Source organism: Neorhizobium sp. NCHU2750, from assembly GCF_003597675.1.
Classification (GTDB): domain Bacteria; phylum Pseudomonadota; class Alphaproteobacteria; order Rhizobiales; family Rhizobiaceae; genus Neorhizobium.
Map to the genome: position 1 here is coordinate 874,553 of NZ_CP030827.1, position 15,901 is coordinate 890,453.

Genomic DNA, 15,901 nt, shown 5'->3' on the forward strand with positions numbered 1-15,901 from the left:
AATTGTGGCAAAAAACATCAGCCCTGCGGACCGCGCCAAAAGACCTTGCGCGGCCCGTGGAGTGTCATGCGCGAACCGCGCCACCCCTGGCCGTCGCCATCGATAGGGTGGCAAGCGAAATCATCACCACACCATAGATATAGGCAGTGGTCGTCAACCCGATCGCAGGCGCGGCAAAGCCCGCAATGATCGCCGGCACCGCAAAGGCGAGATAGCTCTCTATGAGAAAGGCGGCGAAGAGCTCGGCCCGCTCATGCGGCTCGGCGAGCGGCAGGAGGATGCGCAGGATATTGGAGAAGACCGCGCCGAAGCCCAGCCCCGCCAGCGCCGTGCCGGCAAACAACACGCCGACGGCCTGCAGATGAATGCCCGATAGCGTGATGGCGACACCGGCAATCAGCGCCGTCGTGCCGTTGAACAGCACCCGTTGAGGCGAAAATGTGCGGAAGATCAGCACCGAGGCCGTGCCGCTCAGCATCAGGGTTGCAACCACTGCAGCGCCGACAAAGGGCGAGGCGATGCCGGTTGCGATCGTCACAAGGCTCGGCATCAGCGACAGGTAGAGGCCGCCGAGCGACCATGCGGCGACATTGACCGGCGTCATGCGCAGGAGCGTCGCACGGGCCTGCCGCGGTACGCTGACATGCGGGCGAAGTGCGGTAAGCGCGCCGGGGCGGGGCGAGATCGTCTCCGGCATCAGCGCCAGCGCGACAATCGCCATGCTCGTCAGCGCCAGAAGCACGATATAGACGAGCTGTGTCGGGTAGGGCGCATAGCTGACCAGCACGCCGCCGAGCAGCGAACCGATGGTCAGGCCGAGAAAGGCGGTGATGCCGTTCAGCAGCGGCGCCCGTGCCTTGTCCGTGTCGAGGATCGTCGCACCGAATGTCGGAAAGGCGATGCCGGTGGCAAAGCCCTGGATGATCCGGGCCGCAAGCAGCATCGTGCCGGATGAGGCATAGATGAAGACGACCATGGCAACGGCATTGATGATGAGCGCCAGAAGCATCAGCGGGCGCCGGCCGAGAAAGTCGGAAAGCCCGCCGAAGGTCAGCAGCGCTGCCAGAAGCGCGAAGGCGTAGGATCCGAAGATCACCGTGATCATGCCGGGCGTCAGGTGGAAGGTCTGCTGGTAGAGATGGTAGATCGGTGTCGGCGCGCTGCTGCAGGCCAGCATCATCACCGCACCGAGAAAACTGAACACCGTCATGCGGGAAATGCCGGAGCCAGCCGGGGATGCGACAGGATTGCTCATGATATCACCTTAACGCAAATTATTAGCGTTAGTGGCATATAGTTGCGATTGCGATCTAATGCAATATATTTGCGTTAAGGCGCATCGAGAAGATTTGCATTCGCCTTTTATCGGCGAGCTGTGAAAAAGACGGCGCGGACAGGGCGCCTCATCGCGGCGATGATGCTCCTAGACTAAGATCGCGGACCGGCAGGTCCGGCAGGAGACTATGATGGCAAGGGAAATGTTGCGTCAGGGTGGGCGCAGTGCGCGTATCCAGACGGCAGTCCATGAGACGGTACGCGAGCTTCTGAAAACGGTCGATCGCAGCGCCATCACGGTGCCGATGATCGCCGAAAAGGCGGGCGTCACGCCATCGACCATCTATCGCCGTTGGGGCGATATCGGCGATCTTCTGGCCGATGTCGCACTCGCCCATATGCGGCCGATCTCGCAACCCGCGGATACCGGTGCCATGCGCACCGATATCGAGACCTTCATCGTCGAATATGCCGAGGAAATGTCGTCGCGTCTCGGCCGCGAAATGCTGCAGGATATTGTCGGCAGCTCCTCGGGCGGTGGTGCGGCGGAGCGCTGCTGCCACTACACGATCCATCACCTCGAAACCCTGCGCGACAGGGCCGAGCAGAGGGGAGAGGCGGTATTCGACGTGGATGCGGCCATGGACAAGCTGGTGGCGCCGATCGTCTACCACATCATGTTCCGCGATCGCGACGTGACGCCCGACTATTGCCGGGCGCTGATTTCGGAATTTCTGGAGGAGCGCGCCGGCAACTGATTGCCGGCAGGAGCGCTCAGCCCTTCAGCATCCGCTCAACGATATCGCGGACATCGGTGGAGAGCGCTGCGGCCTTCTGGATCTTTTCGAGCGCCTTGCGCGCCTTGGCGGCCCGCACCGACTCCAGCGAGCTGAACGAGCGCATCGAAGTCAGGATGCGGGCGGCAAGCTGCGGGTTCTTCTTGTCGATCGCGAGAATCTGTTCGGCGAGGAAATCATACCCCTTGCCGTCGGTGCGGTTGAAGCCGGTCGGGTTGCCGAAGGCAAGCGCGCCGACGAGCGAGCGGACCCGGTTCGGGTTTCCGGCGTTGAAGCGCGGGTTTTCCATCAGTCCCTTGACCCGCTCCAGCGCATCTCTGCCCGGAATGGTCGCCTGGATCGAGAACCACTTGTCGATGACGAGAGGATTGCCGTCGAAGCGGGTGAGGAAGCTTGCAAGCGCCGCCGTCGTCTCGGATGCATCCGGGAAGCGGTGTGCCATGAGCGTCAGCGACTGCGCGAGATCCGTCATGTTGTCGGCGGCACCGAATGCCTCGGCGGCTCGCGACGGCGTGCCTTCCGCGTAGGTGAGATAAGAGAGGGCGGCACTGCGCAGCGAGCGCTTGCCGGCACTTTCCGCATCCGGCGAATAGGCGCCTTCGGTCTTCATCTCGTCATAGAGGCGAACGAAGATTTCTTCTCCGGCCTTGGCGATTGCCTCGTGCACGGCCTTGCGGCCGGCATGGATCGCGTCGGGATCGTTGTTGCCGCCGAGTGCGCGGGCAATGTCGGCCTCGCTCGGCAGATTGAGGGCCTGCGCCCGGAAGGCAGGCTCCAGATTGCTGTCGCCGGCACATTCCAGCAGTGCCGAGACGAAGGCGTCATCGCACACGACTTCGTGGCCCTCGCGCGCATCGGCGGCCGCCTTGGTCAGGTTCGGCAGGGCGAGATCCGTCAGTGCCTGCCAGCGCGAGAACTGATCGCTGTCATGGCGGGCGATATGGACGAGATCGGCCGACGACTGGTCGAAGGCAAGGTTGATCGGCGCCGAGAAGGATCGGTTGAGCGACAGGACCGGCCGCGACGAGATACCGGAAAAGGTGAAGCGCTGGCTGCGCTCGGTCAGGTGCAGCACATCGCCCGTCACCTCACCACCGGTTACCGACTTCGGCTCGGCGATCGATCCATTGTCGAGGATCAGCGCGAAGGAGAGCGGAACATGCACCGGCTCCTTGTTCGGCTGGCCGGGCGTGGCAGGCGTCATCTGCTCGAGCGACAGGGTGAACTCTCCGCTTGCCGCATCATAGGCGCCGGATGCCGTCACCAGCGGCGTTCCCGCCTGCACATACCAGCGGAAGAACTGCTTGAGGTCCCGGCTGCTCGCCTCTTCGAAGCAGGCGACGTAATCCTCCACCGTGACGGCCTGGCCGTCATGCCGTTCGAAATAGAGGTCCATGCCCTTGCGGAAGGCGTCGTGTCCGAGCACGGTGGCGATCATCCGGGTGATCTCGGCACCCTTTTCGTAGATCGTCATCGTGTAGAAATTGTTGATCTCGCGATAGCTATCGGGACGCGGCGGATGCGCCAGCGGGCCGGCATCTTCCGGGAACTGCTCCGATTTCAGGTTGCGAACGTCGGCAATCCGCTTGACCGGGCGCGAGCGCATGTCGGAGGAAAATTCCTGGTCGCGATAGACCGTCAGGCCTTCCTTCAGGCAGAGCTGGAACCAGTCGCGGCAGGTGATGCGGTTGCCGGTCCAGTTGTGGAAATATTCATGCGCGATGATGCGCTCGATATTGGCATAGTCCTGGTCGGTCGCCGTTTCCGGGTCGGCCAGCACGTATTTGTCGTTGAAGATGTTGAGGCCCTTGTTTTCCATGGCCCCCATGTTGAAGTCGGACACGGCGACGATCTGGAAGATGTTGAGATCGTATTCGCGGCCGAACCGCTCCTCGTCCCATTTCATCGATCGCTTCAGCGCATCCATGGCATAGGCGGCGCGCGGCTCCTTGCCGTGCTCCACATAGATTTTCAGCGCCACTTCGCGGCCCGACATCGTCTCGAACGTGTCTTCGACGACGCCGAGATCGCCGGCAACCAGCGCAAACAGATAGGCAGGCTTCGGATGCGGGTCGAACCAGGCTGCAAAGGCGCGGCCTTCGTCATAGCCTGCGCCGCCGAGGAAGTTGCCGTTCGACAACATGACCGGATTGGCCGCCTTGTCACCGATGATGGTGATCGTATAGGGCGCCAGCACATCCGGGCGGTCCGGGAAATAGGTGATGCGGCGGAAACCCTCCGCCTCGCACTGGGTGCAATAGACGCCGTTGGTGCGATAGAGACCCATCAGCTTGGTATTGGCTTCCGGGTTGATGAAGGTGGTGATCGTCAGTTCGAAGGGCGTCTCGGCCGGCAGGTCGCGAACCGTCAGGCTCTGCGGCGTTGCGTCATACTGGCTGGCCGGCATCTCCTTCTGATCGAACAGCAGGCCGGAAAGCGAAAGCTCGTCACCGTCGAGCACCAGCGGCACGGACACATCCACACCTTCGCGCCGATGGAAGATCAGCCGCGCCTCGACCTTGGTATTGGTTGGATCTAGCTCAAACGTCAGGTCCACCCGTTCCAGGACAAAGTCAGTGGGGCGGTAATCCGCCAGATGCACGATCTGGCCCGTATCTGTGCGCATGATGTTTCCTGAAACGACTTGACGACTGGACGCGGCTAAGGGTTACCAGCCTCCGTTCAGACAGGCACGTTCCCCAACGCCGCGGCCATGATTGCACCCAATGCTAAACGATTGTTGAAGCCAGCCTAAAATAAAGTGTCGCAGCGACAGTATAGTGACCCATTCTTGAACAGCACTTACCGCGCACCGCTCTTATGAGGAGGAAGGCGCGCCTTCATGCGGTGGATGTGAAGTCGCATATGCTTCCTGTAATCTGCGGTCTTTTACTTGAAGCGACGACATGACGGGCGGGCTCTTGCAGATTCCGGGATGCCGAAACGAGGCCGCAGAATGATCTGCGGCCATAGGCTCAAATTTAGCACACGCTTCCCCACTTTTGCGTTACTCTGGCTGCCGAGTCCCCGCCAGTCGTCGTGTCAGATCGGTTAAGGCCGGTCGCAAAAGAGTTCCCAATGGCCTCCGATGCCCTCAATCCCCTTCGCGGGATCACGCTGAAAGTGTGTTCTGTCGTTGTCTTCGTCATGATGCAGGCCTGTATCAAGGCCGCTGGGCCGGATATTCCGGCCGGCCAGATCACCTTCTACCGGTCCGCCTTCGGCCTGGTACCGATCATGGCCTATCTCGCCTACCGCCGGGAACTTCTCCACGCCTTCCATACCGACAGCCCGTTCGGGCATCTCAAGCGCGGCACGCTTGGCATCCTCTCGATGATATTCGGCTTTTACGGTCTCATTCATCTGCCCATGCCGGATGCCATCGCGCTCGGCTATTCCATGCCGCTGATCGCCGTCGTCTTTGCTGCCGTGATCCTCAAGGAGACGGTGAGGCTCTATCGCTGGAGCGCGGTGGCGATCGGTTTCGTCGGGGTCGTTATCATTTCCTGGCCGAAACTCACCCTGTTCAGCTCCGGCGGCGCAGGCTCCGAACAGGCGCTGGGCGCGGTGGCGGTGCTGGTTGCCGCCGTCATGGGCGGATTTGCGATGATCCAGGTGCGCCAGCTCGTCAGCACCGAAAAGACGGCGACGATCGTGCTTTATTTCTCGCTGACGGCGGCGCTCTTCTCGATCATCAGCTTGCCGTTCGGCTGGGCGCCGCTGCCGATCGGCGTGCGCGCCTGCCTGATCGCGTCAGGCCTTTTCGGGGGGCTGGGCCAGATCCTTCTGACGGAAAGCTATCGCCAGGCGGATGTCTCCACCATTGCGCCCTTCGAATACACCTCGATCATTCTGGGTATCGCCATCGCCTATACGCTGTTCGGAGACATACCGACCGCCAGTACCCTGATCGGATCGGCCATTACCATCTCGGCCGGCATATTCATCATCTACCGCGAACATCAGCTTGGCCTGGAACGCAAGGCCGCGCGCAAGGCTTCTCCGCCGGGCGCGTGAGCGGAGCGGCACAGCAAAAATCCCCTGCGACGTCAGGCAAATGCCTTGGTCGAAGAGGATCACGTCGGTTCGAAAACGTTGGTGCCTTAAAGCGGTATGGCGGAGGAGGCGGGCGCTTCGCTGCGGGCCTTGCCGGCCTCGGAAAATTCGCGCGCAGCATTGACCGCAATGCCGATATGGCGAAGGTTTTCCCGGAGCGTGCGAAGAGCCCTGAAGATCGTTCTCATCACGCCCTCCTGTTCTCAGCGTTCGCGAAAATCGGCAAAGACTGCCGAGGGACGCGTGATGCTGTGCAGCGACGCCATGGCGCGCGACGTCATCTGTTCGTTCGTGGCCGAGCCGAAACGGTGATAGCCCTGCGTCGAACGTGGGCCGATCCCTGCGGCACGGAGTGTTTCAAAACCCGAATGGATCGGGCGGTAGCGGCTGGTCATTGCCTTGGTCCTTAAAGTGGTCCCTCCCAAGACATGGCTAATATTGTTTGAGCGCCGCTGATTCAGCAATGTGGCAGAACGCCACGCTGCCATGCATTTCGCGCATAGCGTGCTTCATAATTCCGTAATTTTTGCGCTTCGTCAGTTGATATGCACGAATAATGTGCAATCAGCCGCCGTTCATTCGGGTGCTGAAGGTGAGCAGGTCCTGCCAGGCGAATGCCTTGTTGGCAGGCGCAGCCAGCAATTCCTGGGGATGGAAGGTGGCGAGGGCGGCAATCTCCAGCCCTGCAATCGATGCATTGCGCCATTCGCCGCGCATGCTGTGAATGGTTCCGTTGCCGCCAAGGAAGAAGCGCGCCGGAAAATTACCGAGCAGGAGCAGTGTCTTAGGTTCTGCCAGCGCAACCTGCCGCTCGATGAACGGCCGGCAGATGTCGAGTTCCGCTTGCGATGGCATGCGGTTGCCCGGCGGCCGCCAAGGAATGACATTGGTCATCATCACGCGGTCGCGTGACAGGCCGATCGCAGCAAGCATGCGGTCCATCAACTCGCCGGCGCGGCCGCTGAACGGCGCCCCGTCGCGGTCGTCATCGGCATTCGGCATCGGCCCGACGATCATGATGCCGGAGGTAATGTCGCCGCTGGCAAACACGGTCGAGCGGGCGCTGTTCTTCAGATTGCAGCCGCCAAAGGCCTCAACTGCGTCCTTGAGTTCGCCAAGCGACCGGGCGCTCTCGGCAGCAAACCGGGCAGCCGCCACGGCGCCACCATCCGGCACGGCGGCAGAGGATTGCATGGAAGGGGGAGGGGAAGCCGCCTGCCTGCTGCGCGATGCCGGGCCGGTGCCGCTCGCAGCCTGCTGGCCGCCATTGCCTGCGTCCCGGTTGCCCGCATCTCTGGCACTGGCCGGCACGCGAGCCTGCGCCTTGGCCGCCTTCTGCGCTTCGAACTGGGCGATCCGATCGATCGGCGCATCGTCGACCAGCCACTCGACCCCGGCATCCGTATAGAAATGCAGGAGTGCTGAGAGTTCGGCCGGATCGAGGTTCGAGGCGCTGGAGTTCATGGGGGCACCCTATAGCATGTGTGCGCCGGGTGGGAACGGGGCTGGCCAAGATTGTAAGGGACCACTCGAAAGAATTGCCTCGAGTGAAGCTCGGCAGATCGACTGAGTTTTGACCCTAGGCCCTCCCCCTTGTGGGGAGGGTTGGGAGGGGAATTTCTTGCAAGCCGCTCAGTCGCTGGTGGGCATATCCGCTCACGCTGCCCATTCGCCGACATTGTCGCTTTCGCCGATCAAAGCCAGGCCATGGGCAATCGACAGCAGCTCGCCGCCGCTTTCGATCTTGAATGCATCGAAACGCTCCGTGAAGATGCGCCTGACCGCCGGCACGAAGGACGTGCCGCCGGTCAGGAACACCTTGTCCACCTGTTCGGGCGTGGTCTTGGTCTTCTCCAGCACATCGTCGAGCGCGCCTTCGATGCGACCGAGATCGTCGGCGATCCAGGTCTCGAAATCGGCCCGCTTGACCACCTTGCGCCCCGCCTTGCCGAGCGGCGAAAAATTGAACTCCGCCTCTTCCGCCGAAGACAGCGCCATCTTGGTCGCCGAGATCGACTGATAGAGCGGATAGCCCTCGTCATGCTCGACGAGATCGATGAACAGTTCCAGCTTGTCCGGATCGACCGCCGACCGCACCAGCGATTTCAGGTCGTTGAATTCACGGGTGGTCTTGAAGATCGACAGCTGGTTCCAGCGCGAGAAATTGGCATAGTAGCTCGACGGCACCTCGAGCAGCTTGTCGAAGCTCTTGAACATCGTGCCCTTGCCGATTTCCGGCGCCACCAGATGTTCGATCATCCTCGCGTCGAAATGATCGCCGGCGATGCCGACGCCCGAATGGCCGATCGGCTTTGCCGTCAGCTTGCCGCCGTGGCGTTCGAAGCGGATCAGCGAATAGTCGGTCGTACCGCCGCCGAAATCGGCGACCAGCACATTGGCATCGCTCTTCAGCGTCTGGGCGAAGTAATAGGCGGCCGCGACCGGCTCGTAGACATAGTGGATCTCGGGAAAGCCGAGCCGCGTCAGCGCCTCGTTATAGCGCTCGGTGGCCAGCTTCGGGTCGGGGCTGGCGCCGGCAAAATGCACCGGCCGGCCGGCCACGAGACGGGACACTTCCGATGGCCAGTAGCCCTCCGCATAGGCCTTCAGCCGCTTGAGGAAGATCTCCATCAGGTCTTCGAACGTGTGACGCCGGGCAAAGACCAGCGTGCCCTGGAAGAGCGCACTTGCCGCAAAGGTCTTGATCGACTGCAGGAAGCGTGCGTCGCCCGGATTGTCGATGAACTGACGGATCGCCGCCTGTCCGGCCTCGACCTTCAATGCCTGCGCGCCGAGCTGCGCATCCTTCATGAAGGACAGCGCCGTGCGCATGGAATCGGTGACGCCGGCGCTGCTCGAAAACTGCATCGAATGCGTGCTGTTGTCGCCGTCCGCCAGCGCCATCACCGTATTGGTCGTGCCGAAATCAAGCCCGAGCGCCCGTGCCATGGCCGTGCTCCTTGTCGTTTGCAAAAATCAATGAGACCCGGAGATCGCCGGGCATGGGGAAGGGGCGTCGGTGCCGCCCGCGTTTTTTGAGAGCGCGCCTGATGCCACAGGACAAGCAGGAGCGCAAGGTGGGGGCAGGGCAAAACGCAAAAGGGGCGCTTTCCTGGCGCCCCTTGCATGGATCTGGCCGACACCGGCCTTTCCGGTGAAACCCGCTCAGGCTTCCGCGTACCAGCGCTCCGCCAGGGAGCTCGTCTGCTGTGAATCGTCGTGGTCGAACAGCTGCAAGTCGCTGTCGCCGTTCGCCGTCATGCCGTCGAGCATGCGCTTGACCATTTCGTCCTGGATATTGACCACGGCGCGGCGCCGGCTTGCGCTATCTGCGTCGTCCGTGCTGTCCGAGCCGCCCGAGCCGGATGTCTGGCGATCGCGGATGTTCTGGAGGTTGGAGAGCAGCGGTGTCAGGAAGTCGGTCACGCCGTCGCTGCTTGTGCTGCCGGATGCGCGCGTCGTGCCGGCCTGCGCGGCCGCGGTTTCGAGATCGGGTGCGGCGCTCTCGCCGGAGCGGGCATCGGTCGGCTCGGCCTCGTCCGCGGCACCGGCGCTCGTCGGCTCAGTCGCCCCGTCGTCTGCCGCGGACAATGCACCTGTGTCGTCCTTATCGCCATCCACAGTACTGTCGTCTTCAGCGGCGGGCACCGTGCCACCGTCTGCAGCCGCTGCAGTGTCGCCCTGTGAGGTTGGCTCGGTTGCTGCCGCCTGATCATCGCCGACCGGCTTCGGGGAGGCTTCTGCGGAGGTCGCATCGCTATCCGCCGGTTCGGTCGCCATACCGTCGGACGTGCCGTCTGCAACAGTGTCGTCGCCGTTAACGGTCGACGGTGCGGGGCCGTAGGTGCCGTCGTCAATGTCCGCCGGGCTGCTGTCCTGCTCGTCATAGTCCGAAGTCGGTGCCGATGCCGTGGTCTGGTCCTCGGTCGCGGCTTCGGACGAACTGGTGTCCTGCGTTCCGCCGGAGGTTGTCTGGCTGGTCGAACTGGCCTGACTTCCACCGCCGAATATATCTTGAAGAAGCACGTTATACTCCGCTTACAAACTAATGTAGCGGCGCCTGTAACAGCTATCTCTTGCCGTCGTGTCAAAACGCATAAGACAAATAAATTCAATATTTAAGCATAGGGCTGAAACGACAGGAAGGCGGTGAGTTTCTCACCGCCTTCCTGTCGTTTTCATGCTCTTGTCTGACCAGAAAACCCTGTATCGGTTTTGCTCGGATGGCCTCATTCCGCCGCGATTGCAGGCGGTGCCTCATCGTCGTTCGCCTCGTGACGATCCTTCGACTTGCCGCCCAGCAGCCGGCCGAGGAACTGGCCGAAGCGGTCCATTTCGACGAAGATCACCGGGGTGATGAACAGCGTCAGCATCTGGCTGACGATGAGGCCGCCGACCACCGCGACGCCGAGCGGCTGGCGCAGTTCCGACGACGCACCGCCGCCGATGGCGATCGGCAAGGCGCCGAGCAGGGCGCAGAAGGTGGTCATCATGATCGGCCGGAAGCGTCGTACGCAGGCCTCGTGGATCGCCTTGGTGGGGGCCTCGCCCTTTTCGCGGATCAGTTCCACCGCCACGTCGATCATCATGATCGCGTTTTTCTTGACGATACCGATCAGCATCAGGAGGCCGATGAGGGCGATGATCGACAGGTCGAAGCCGAATACCTTGAGGGCGAGCAGGGCGCCGAAGGCGGCGGCCGGCAGGCCCGACAGAATGGTCAGCGGATGGATGAAGCTTTCGTAGAGCACGCCGAGAACGACGTAGATCGTCAGAACCGCAGCCAGGATGAGATAAGGCGTATTGCCCTGGCTCTGCTGGAAGATCTGCGCCGTGCCGCCGTAAGAGGTGATCACGTCCGCGGGCATGTCCATGCCGGCCTTGAGCTGGTCGATGGTGGCGGTCGCGGTGCTGAGAGACGCGCCTTCCGGCAGGTTGAACGACACGGTGGTCGAGACGAGCTGGCCGGTCTGGTTGATCGTCACCGGCGAGTTCTTGCGGGTGACGGTGGCAAAGTTGGACAGCGGCACAAGTGCGCCGGTGCTGGACAGGACGCGGATGTCATGCAGCGACTGGTCCGTCCAGTCGTGATGAACGTCGAATTCGGTCAGCACGTCGTAGCTTTCGCCGGTGGACTGTATTTCGGCAGCCGTATAACCGCCGAAGGACATTTCCAGCGTCTCGCGCAGCACGTCGTCGGTGATGCCGTAGGCGGCAGCCTTTTCCGTATCCACCTTGATGTCGGCCTCGATCGCCGCGTTTTCCGCATCCGAGGTCACGTCGGTGAAGTGAGCATGGTCCTTCTGCATCGCTGCAAGCAGCTTGCCGGACCACTCGTTGGTTTCCTTGGCACTCAGCGCCTGGACAACCAGCTGATATTGCGCCGCCGTCTTGCGTCCGCCGAAGCGAAGGCTCTGCTGGGGCGTGATATAGGTCTTGATGCCGGCAACCTTGCCGGTTGCTGTACGCAGTTCCCGCAGCGTCTGTTCCAGCGGCGCGCGCTGGCTCTTGTCCTTCAACTCGGCCCAGATCGTGCCGTTGTTCAGCGGGTTGCGGGTCGTGCCGCCGACCGTGGACGTGACATGCGCCACGGCGGGGTTCTTGGAGATGATCGCCACGATCTGGTTCTGCAGGTCGCTCATGGCGGCATAGGAGATGTCGTCACGGGCGCGGGTGGAGATGTTCAGGCGGCCAATGTCTTCCTGCGGGAAGAAGCTGGAAGGCAGGGTCTTGAACAGATAGATCGAACCACCGACCGACGCGAGGAAGACCAGCATGATGATCCCCCGGTGGTTGAGACACCAGCCGACGCATTTGTCGTAACCGCTCAGCGTCCGGTCGAAAACCGCATCGAATGCCCGGACGACCAGGCTCGGCTTGTGATGGGCATCCGACATCCGCGAGCCGAGCATCGGCGTCACGCTGAGCGAGACGATGGCGGATGCGACGATGGCGATGGCGACGACCATGCCGAATTCGTTGAACACGCGTCCGACGACACCACCCATCAGCAGGATCGGGATGAACACGGCGATCAGCGACACCGACATCGAGATGATCGTGTAGCTGACTTCGCCGGCACCCTGGAGTGCCGCCTGCCTGACCGGCATGCCCTCTTCGACATGCCGCATGATGTTCTCGAGCATGACGATAGCATCGTCCACCACCAGACCCACCGCGAGTGTCAGGCCGAGAAGGGAGATGTTGTCCAGGCTGTAGTTCAGCACATACATCGCGCCGAAGGTCGTAACCAGCGACAGCGGCACGGCAAGCGTCGGTACGATGGTTGCCGATACCCGTCCGAGAAAGAGGTAGATGACGGCAACGACGAGAACGATAGTCAGGCCGAGGGTGAACTTGACGTCCGAGACGGCATCGCGGATCGACGTCGAGGCATCGTTCATCACGTTGATTTTTACCGAGCCGGGCAGTTCGGCGGTCAGCATGGGCAGCTTGGATCGCACCGCGTCCACCACGTCGACAGTGTTGGCGTCAGGCTGGCGCTGTACCGCAAGGATGATCGCCTGCTTGCCGTCATAGGTACTGCCGACATTGGTGTTCTCGACGCTGTCCTCGACGCGGGCGACATCTCCGAGATGGATCGGCGCGCCGTTCGGGCTGGCGATGACCAGCGAGCGGAATTCCTGTGCATTGGTCCGCTGGGTGTCGGCATTGATGGTCAGCTGCTGATCCTTGTTCTGCAGCGAACCGACGGGATCCTGGCTGTTAGCGTTGGCGAGCGCTGTCGTCACCGTCTGCACGCCGATGCCGCGGGCCTGCAGCTTGGCCGGATCGACCTCGACACGCACCGCATAGGTCTTTGCACCGTAGACGGTTACTTCGGCGACGCCATTGATCGTTGACAGCGCCGGGGAAACGATGTTCTCGGCAATATCGTCGACCTTGCTCTGCGGCATGGAATCGCTGCTGATCGCCAGCAGCAGGACAGGGGCGTCTGCCGGGTTGGTCTTGCGGTAGCTCGGCGGCGTCGTCATGTTGTCCGGCAATTGCCGGGTCGCCTGCGAGATTGCCGACTGCACGTCGGCCGCAGCCGCGTCGATATCGCGGTTGAGGTCGAACTGCAGCACGATCGAGGTGTTGCCGAGCGAGTTGGTGGCACTGATTTCGCTGATGCCCGGAATGGTCTCGAATTTCTTCACCAGCGGTGTCGTCACCGAAGTCGCCATCGTTTGCGGCGAGGCGCCGGTCAGCTGGGCGGAAACATTGATCGTCGGAAAGTCGACCTGCGGCAGGGCGGCGACGGGCAGCAGCTGGTAGCCGGCAAGGCCGGCCAGCACGGCGCCGATCGCCAGCAGCGTGGTGGCGACCGGTCGCCGAATACAGAAAGCTGGGATCATAGCGCATCTCCTACCACGATCGAGCCGTCATCGCTCTTCTTGTCGGCGGTACCGCTTGTCTGGTTGGGACCGAATTCCTCATGCACGGTGGCACCGTTGCTGAGCTGCACCTGGCCCTCGACCACCACATGGGTGCCTTCGCTCAGACCCTTGGCGATTGCTGTCCTGTTGCCGTTGGCACGCGCGACGGTCACCGGCGTCATATGCACCTTCTTGTCGTCGCCGACCGTATAGACGAAGGAGGAGGTCGGGCCGGGCTGTACGGCGACGGTCGGGACGACGAGCTGCTGCTGGTCGCTCTGGAAATGCACCACGACATTGACCGACTGGCCGGGCCACAGCGAGCCGTTCGGATTGTCGAAACGGGCCTTGGCGAGAATGGTTCCGGAGGCGGAATCGACCGTGTTGTCGAAGAAGTTCAGCTTGCCGGTCAGCGGCTTCTCGTCGGAATCCTGCGCCAGCGCATCGACCGTGACATTGCCGGCGGCAAAGCCCTTGCGGATTTCCTCCATGTAACCTTCCGGAATATGGAAATTGACGTAGATCGGGTCGTATTTGGCGATCGTCACCACGGCCGAGCCTGCGGTGAGATAGGCGCCGACGCTTGGCGTGATATCGCCGAGGCGGCCGTCGAACGGCGCCCGGATCTCGGTATGCTCGACGACGATCTCGTCGGCGGCGATCGATGCCTTGTCGCTTTCGATCGTGGCGGCGGCCGTATCGCGTGCGGCACGGGCCTCGTCGAGCGACTGCTGCGTGCCGGCGTTGCGATCGACGAGGTTCTGGGCACGGGTCAGTGCCGTCTCGGCCTGGGCGAGCGTCGCCTGGTCGCGCAGAAGCACGGCCTTGTCCTTGTCGCGATCGGCCTTGGCGGTGCGGTCGTCGAGTTTGGCGATCAGGTCGCCCTGCTTGACCACGTCGCCGTCATGCGCCTCGATATTCATCACCAGACCGGCCTCCTGCGCCGCGATCGTGGTGTTGGCATCTGCATCCGCAGCTCCCGTCGCCGTTACGTCCAGCGGCAGTACGCCCATGGTCGCCTCGACCGTCTTGACGACGGGAGGCTGCCCGCCGGCACCATGGCCGTGGGTTTGAGCGTTTTGTCCGCCGCCGGTCTCGGCCGCCTGCTGGCCGCTATCCTTCGGTGTCGTCAGACCTGACAGGTAGGGTATCTGATCGCGAAATTCCCACGCGGCGACGCCCGCTGCGAGAATGATAATTGCAAGAGGCCATGTCTTCTTCATGGGAGGGCTCGCAGGTCCTGTCTTAAGTGTTTCGGGGCGCCAGGGTTGAGGCGACGACAAAATACGCGAAGTCAGGGTAGTGGCGGCATTAATTCTCTGTAATGCAGGCAGCGAAACCGTTTTCTGGTGCCAATTTCACCGAATGGTGAGCGGATTGTTATCGGAATGCAGGTTTTTTCGGGAAAACGACCGCTGACGCAATCTGCACGGGATTGCGAGCCGTGACGATAGGCCTCGTTTGGAGGCGTGTTTGACCGGAAAAGAGGCAGAGAATCGCCGGTCTGTCGCTCAGACCGGCGAAAGGTGCATATCTCGATCCGTTCAGAGAGAACGTGCCGCACCGCCATCGACGCGCAGCATCGTGCCGGTGATGTAGCTTGCCGGCTCAGAGCAGAGGAAGGCGCCGGCCGCGCCGAACTCCTCGACCGTGCCGAGCCGTCCTGCGGGAATGGTCTTGACCGAAGCTTCGCGGATCTCCCCGGCGCTCTTGCCGAGCCGCTTGGCATTGGCGTCGTCGAGTTCCTGGATACGGTCGGTCAGGATGCGGCCGGGAAGTAGCATGTTGGCGGTGATGCCCGAACCGGCAACTTCGCTCGACAGCGTCTTGTTCCAGCCGACCAGCGCGCCGCGCAGCGTGTTGGAAAGCGCAAGGTTCGGGATCGGCTCAAGGACGCCCGAGGAGGCGACGGTCAGGATGCGGCCCCAACCCTGTTCCTTCATCTGCGGCAGGAAGGCGTTGGTCAGCGTGATGACCCGCAGCACCATGGACTGGAAGAAGGTATCGAGCTTGTCGGCGCTCATGTCCTGTGCACCGCCGGGCGTCGGGCCACCGGTATTGTTGACCAGGATGTCGATGCCGCCGAGCTTCTCCTTGACCGCAGCCGTCATCGCTTCGACGAAATTCTCCTCGGCCAGGTCGCCCCACACCCAGTCGGCCTTTCCTTTGCCGGCCGAATTGATCGCCTTGCAGTTTTCGGCAAGCCTGTCGCCGGAACGTCCGACCAGAAGGACGTTGACACCCTCGTTGGCGAGCGCGGTCGCGATCCCAAGGCCCAGTCCGCGCGACGAGGCGAGTACGAGAGCCCTCTTGCCTGAAATTCCAAGATCCATTGCTGCATTCCCTTTGGCACTGTTGTCTGTCGCGTTGCTTATAGCTGTCATGGACCGCATT

The 15,901-nt window shown here is 62.2% G+C and carries 12 protein-coding genes; 2 read left to right on the forward strand and 10 right to left on the reverse strand.

The window, feature by feature from the left end; genetic code table 11:
* Positions 1–64: 64 nt before the first annotated feature.
* On the reverse strand, positions 65–1,255 hold the full coding sequence (locus NCHU2750_RS04360; RefSeq protein ID WP_119939345.1) for an MFS transporter: 1,191 nt from the start codon (positions 1,253–1,255) through the stop codon (positions 65–67).
* Between the two features lie 208 nt (positions 1,256–1,463).
* Here NCHU2750_RS04360 and NCHU2750_RS04365 point away from each other — a divergent pair, with 208 nt between their 5' ends.
* A complete protein-coding gene (locus NCHU2750_RS04365; protein WP_119939346.1) occupies positions 1,464–2,033 on the forward strand; it encodes a TetR/AcrR family transcriptional regulator in 570 nt (189 codons plus the stop codon).
* A 16-nt stretch (positions 2,034–2,049) separates the two neighbouring features.
* Here the strand turns inward: NCHU2750_RS04365 and pepN are convergent, their stop codons facing one another.
* Positions 2,050–4,698 carry an aminopeptidase N gene (pepN, locus tag NCHU2750_RS04370; protein ID WP_119939347.1) on the reverse strand — a complete coding sequence of 883 codons (2,649 nt, stop codon included), beginning with the start codon at positions 4,696–4,698 and terminating at the stop codon, positions 2,050–2,052.
* Positions 4,699–5,150: 452 nt separating this feature from the next.
* Here pepN and NCHU2750_RS04375 point away from each other — a divergent pair, with 452 nt between their 5' ends.
* Entirely contained in the window at positions 5,151–6,089 is a 939-nt protein-coding gene (locus NCHU2750_RS04375) for a DMT family transporter (protein WP_119939348.1), read from the forward strand.
* Positions 6,090–6,175: 86 nt separating this feature from the next.
* Here the strand turns inward: NCHU2750_RS04375 and NCHU2750_RS30340 are convergent, their stop codons facing one another.
* From NCHU2750_RS30340 to NCHU2750_RS04410, 8 genes are all read right to left on the reverse strand, one after another.
* Positions 6,176–6,316 (reverse strand): hypothetical protein, encoded by a 141-nt coding sequence (locus tag NCHU2750_RS30340; RefSeq protein WP_162939487.1) that lies wholly within the window; start codon positions 6,314–6,316, stop codon positions 6,176–6,178.
* 15 nt (positions 6,317–6,331) lie between these two features.
* The gene (locus NCHU2750_RS04380) at positions 6,332–6,523 is read right to left on the reverse strand and encodes a hypothetical protein (RefSeq protein WP_119939349.1); all 192 of its coding nucleotides are present in this window, start codon (positions 6,521–6,523) and stop codon (positions 6,332–6,334) included.
* Positions 6,524–6,692: 169 nt separating this feature from the next.
* Entirely contained in the window at positions 6,693–7,592 is a 900-nt protein-coding gene (locus NCHU2750_RS04385; protein ID WP_119939350.1) for a uracil-DNA glycosylase, read from the reverse strand.
* Positions 7,593–7,784: 192 nt separating this feature from the next.
* Positions 7,785–9,077, reverse strand: a complete 1,293-nt coding sequence (locus NCHU2750_RS04390) for an Hsp70 family protein (protein ID WP_119939351.1) — start codon at positions 9,075–9,077, stop codon at positions 7,785–7,787.
* Between the two features lie 216 nt (positions 9,078–9,293).
* Positions 9,294–10,154: a prolipoprotein diacylglyceryl transferase gene (locus NCHU2750_RS04395; RefSeq protein ID WP_119939352.1), complete on the reverse strand. Its 861-nt coding sequence runs from the start codon at positions 10,152–10,154 to the stop codon at positions 9,294–9,296.
* A 203-nt stretch (positions 10,155–10,357) separates the two neighbouring features.
* A complete protein-coding gene (locus NCHU2750_RS04400) occupies positions 10,358–13,486 on the reverse strand; it encodes an efflux RND transporter permease subunit (RefSeq protein ID WP_119939353.1) in 3,129 nt (1,042 codons plus the stop codon).
* On the reverse strand, positions 13,483–14,730 hold the full coding sequence (locus NCHU2750_RS04405) for an efflux RND transporter periplasmic adaptor subunit (RefSeq protein ID WP_119939354.1): 1,248 nt from the start codon (positions 14,728–14,730) through the stop codon (positions 13,483–13,485). The genes NCHU2750_RS04400 and NCHU2750_RS04405 overlap by 4 nt, the downstream gene beginning before the upstream one ends.
* 321 nt (positions 14,731–15,051) lie before the next feature.
* On the reverse strand, positions 15,052–15,840 hold the full coding sequence (locus tag NCHU2750_RS04410; protein ID WP_119939355.1) for an SDR family oxidoreductase: 789 nt from the start codon (positions 15,838–15,840) through the stop codon (positions 15,052–15,054).
* Positions 15,841–15,901 lie beyond the last annotated feature (61 nt).

Coding starts and splice junctions, on each gene's coding strand:
- NCHU2750_RS04360 (WP_119939345.1), bottom strand. CDS start 1,255: ATGAGCAATCCTGTCGCATCCCCGGCTGGCTCCGGCATTTCCCGCATG.
- NCHU2750_RS04365 (WP_119939346.1), top strand. CDS start 1,464: ATGATGGCAAGGGAAATGTTGCGTCAGGGTGGGCGCAGTGCGCGTATC.
- pepN (WP_119939347.1), bottom strand. CDS start 4,698: ATGCGCACAGATACGGGCCAGATCGTGCATCTGGCGGATTACCGCCCC.
- NCHU2750_RS04375 (WP_119939348.1), top strand. CDS start 5,151: ATGGCCTCCGATGCCCTCAATCCCCTTCGCGGGATCACGCTGAAAGTG.
- NCHU2750_RS30340 (WP_162939487.1), bottom strand. CDS start 6,316: ATGAGAACGATCTTCAGGGCTCTTCGCACGCTCCGGGAAAACCTTCGC.
- NCHU2750_RS04380 (WP_119939349.1), bottom strand. CDS start 6,523: ATGACCAGCCGCTACCGCCCGATCCATTCGGGTTTTGAAACACTCCGT.
- NCHU2750_RS04385 (WP_119939350.1), bottom strand. CDS start 7,592: ATGAACTCCAGCGCCTCGAACCTCGATCCGGCCGAACTCTCAGCACTC.
- NCHU2750_RS04390 (WP_119939351.1), bottom strand. CDS start 9,077: ATGGCACGGGCGCTCGGGCTTGATTTCGGCACGACCAATACGGTGATG.
- NCHU2750_RS04400 (WP_119939353.1), bottom strand. CDS start 13,486: ATGATCCCAGCTTTCTGTATTCGGCGACCGGTCGCCACCACGCTGCTG.
- NCHU2750_RS04405 (WP_119939354.1), bottom strand. CDS start 14,730: ATGAAGAAGACATGGCCTCTTGCAATTATCATTCTCGCAGCGGGCGTC.
- NCHU2750_RS04410 (WP_119939355.1), bottom strand. CDS start 15,840: ATGGATCTTGGAATTTCAGGCAAGAGGGCTCTCGTACTCGCCTCGTCG.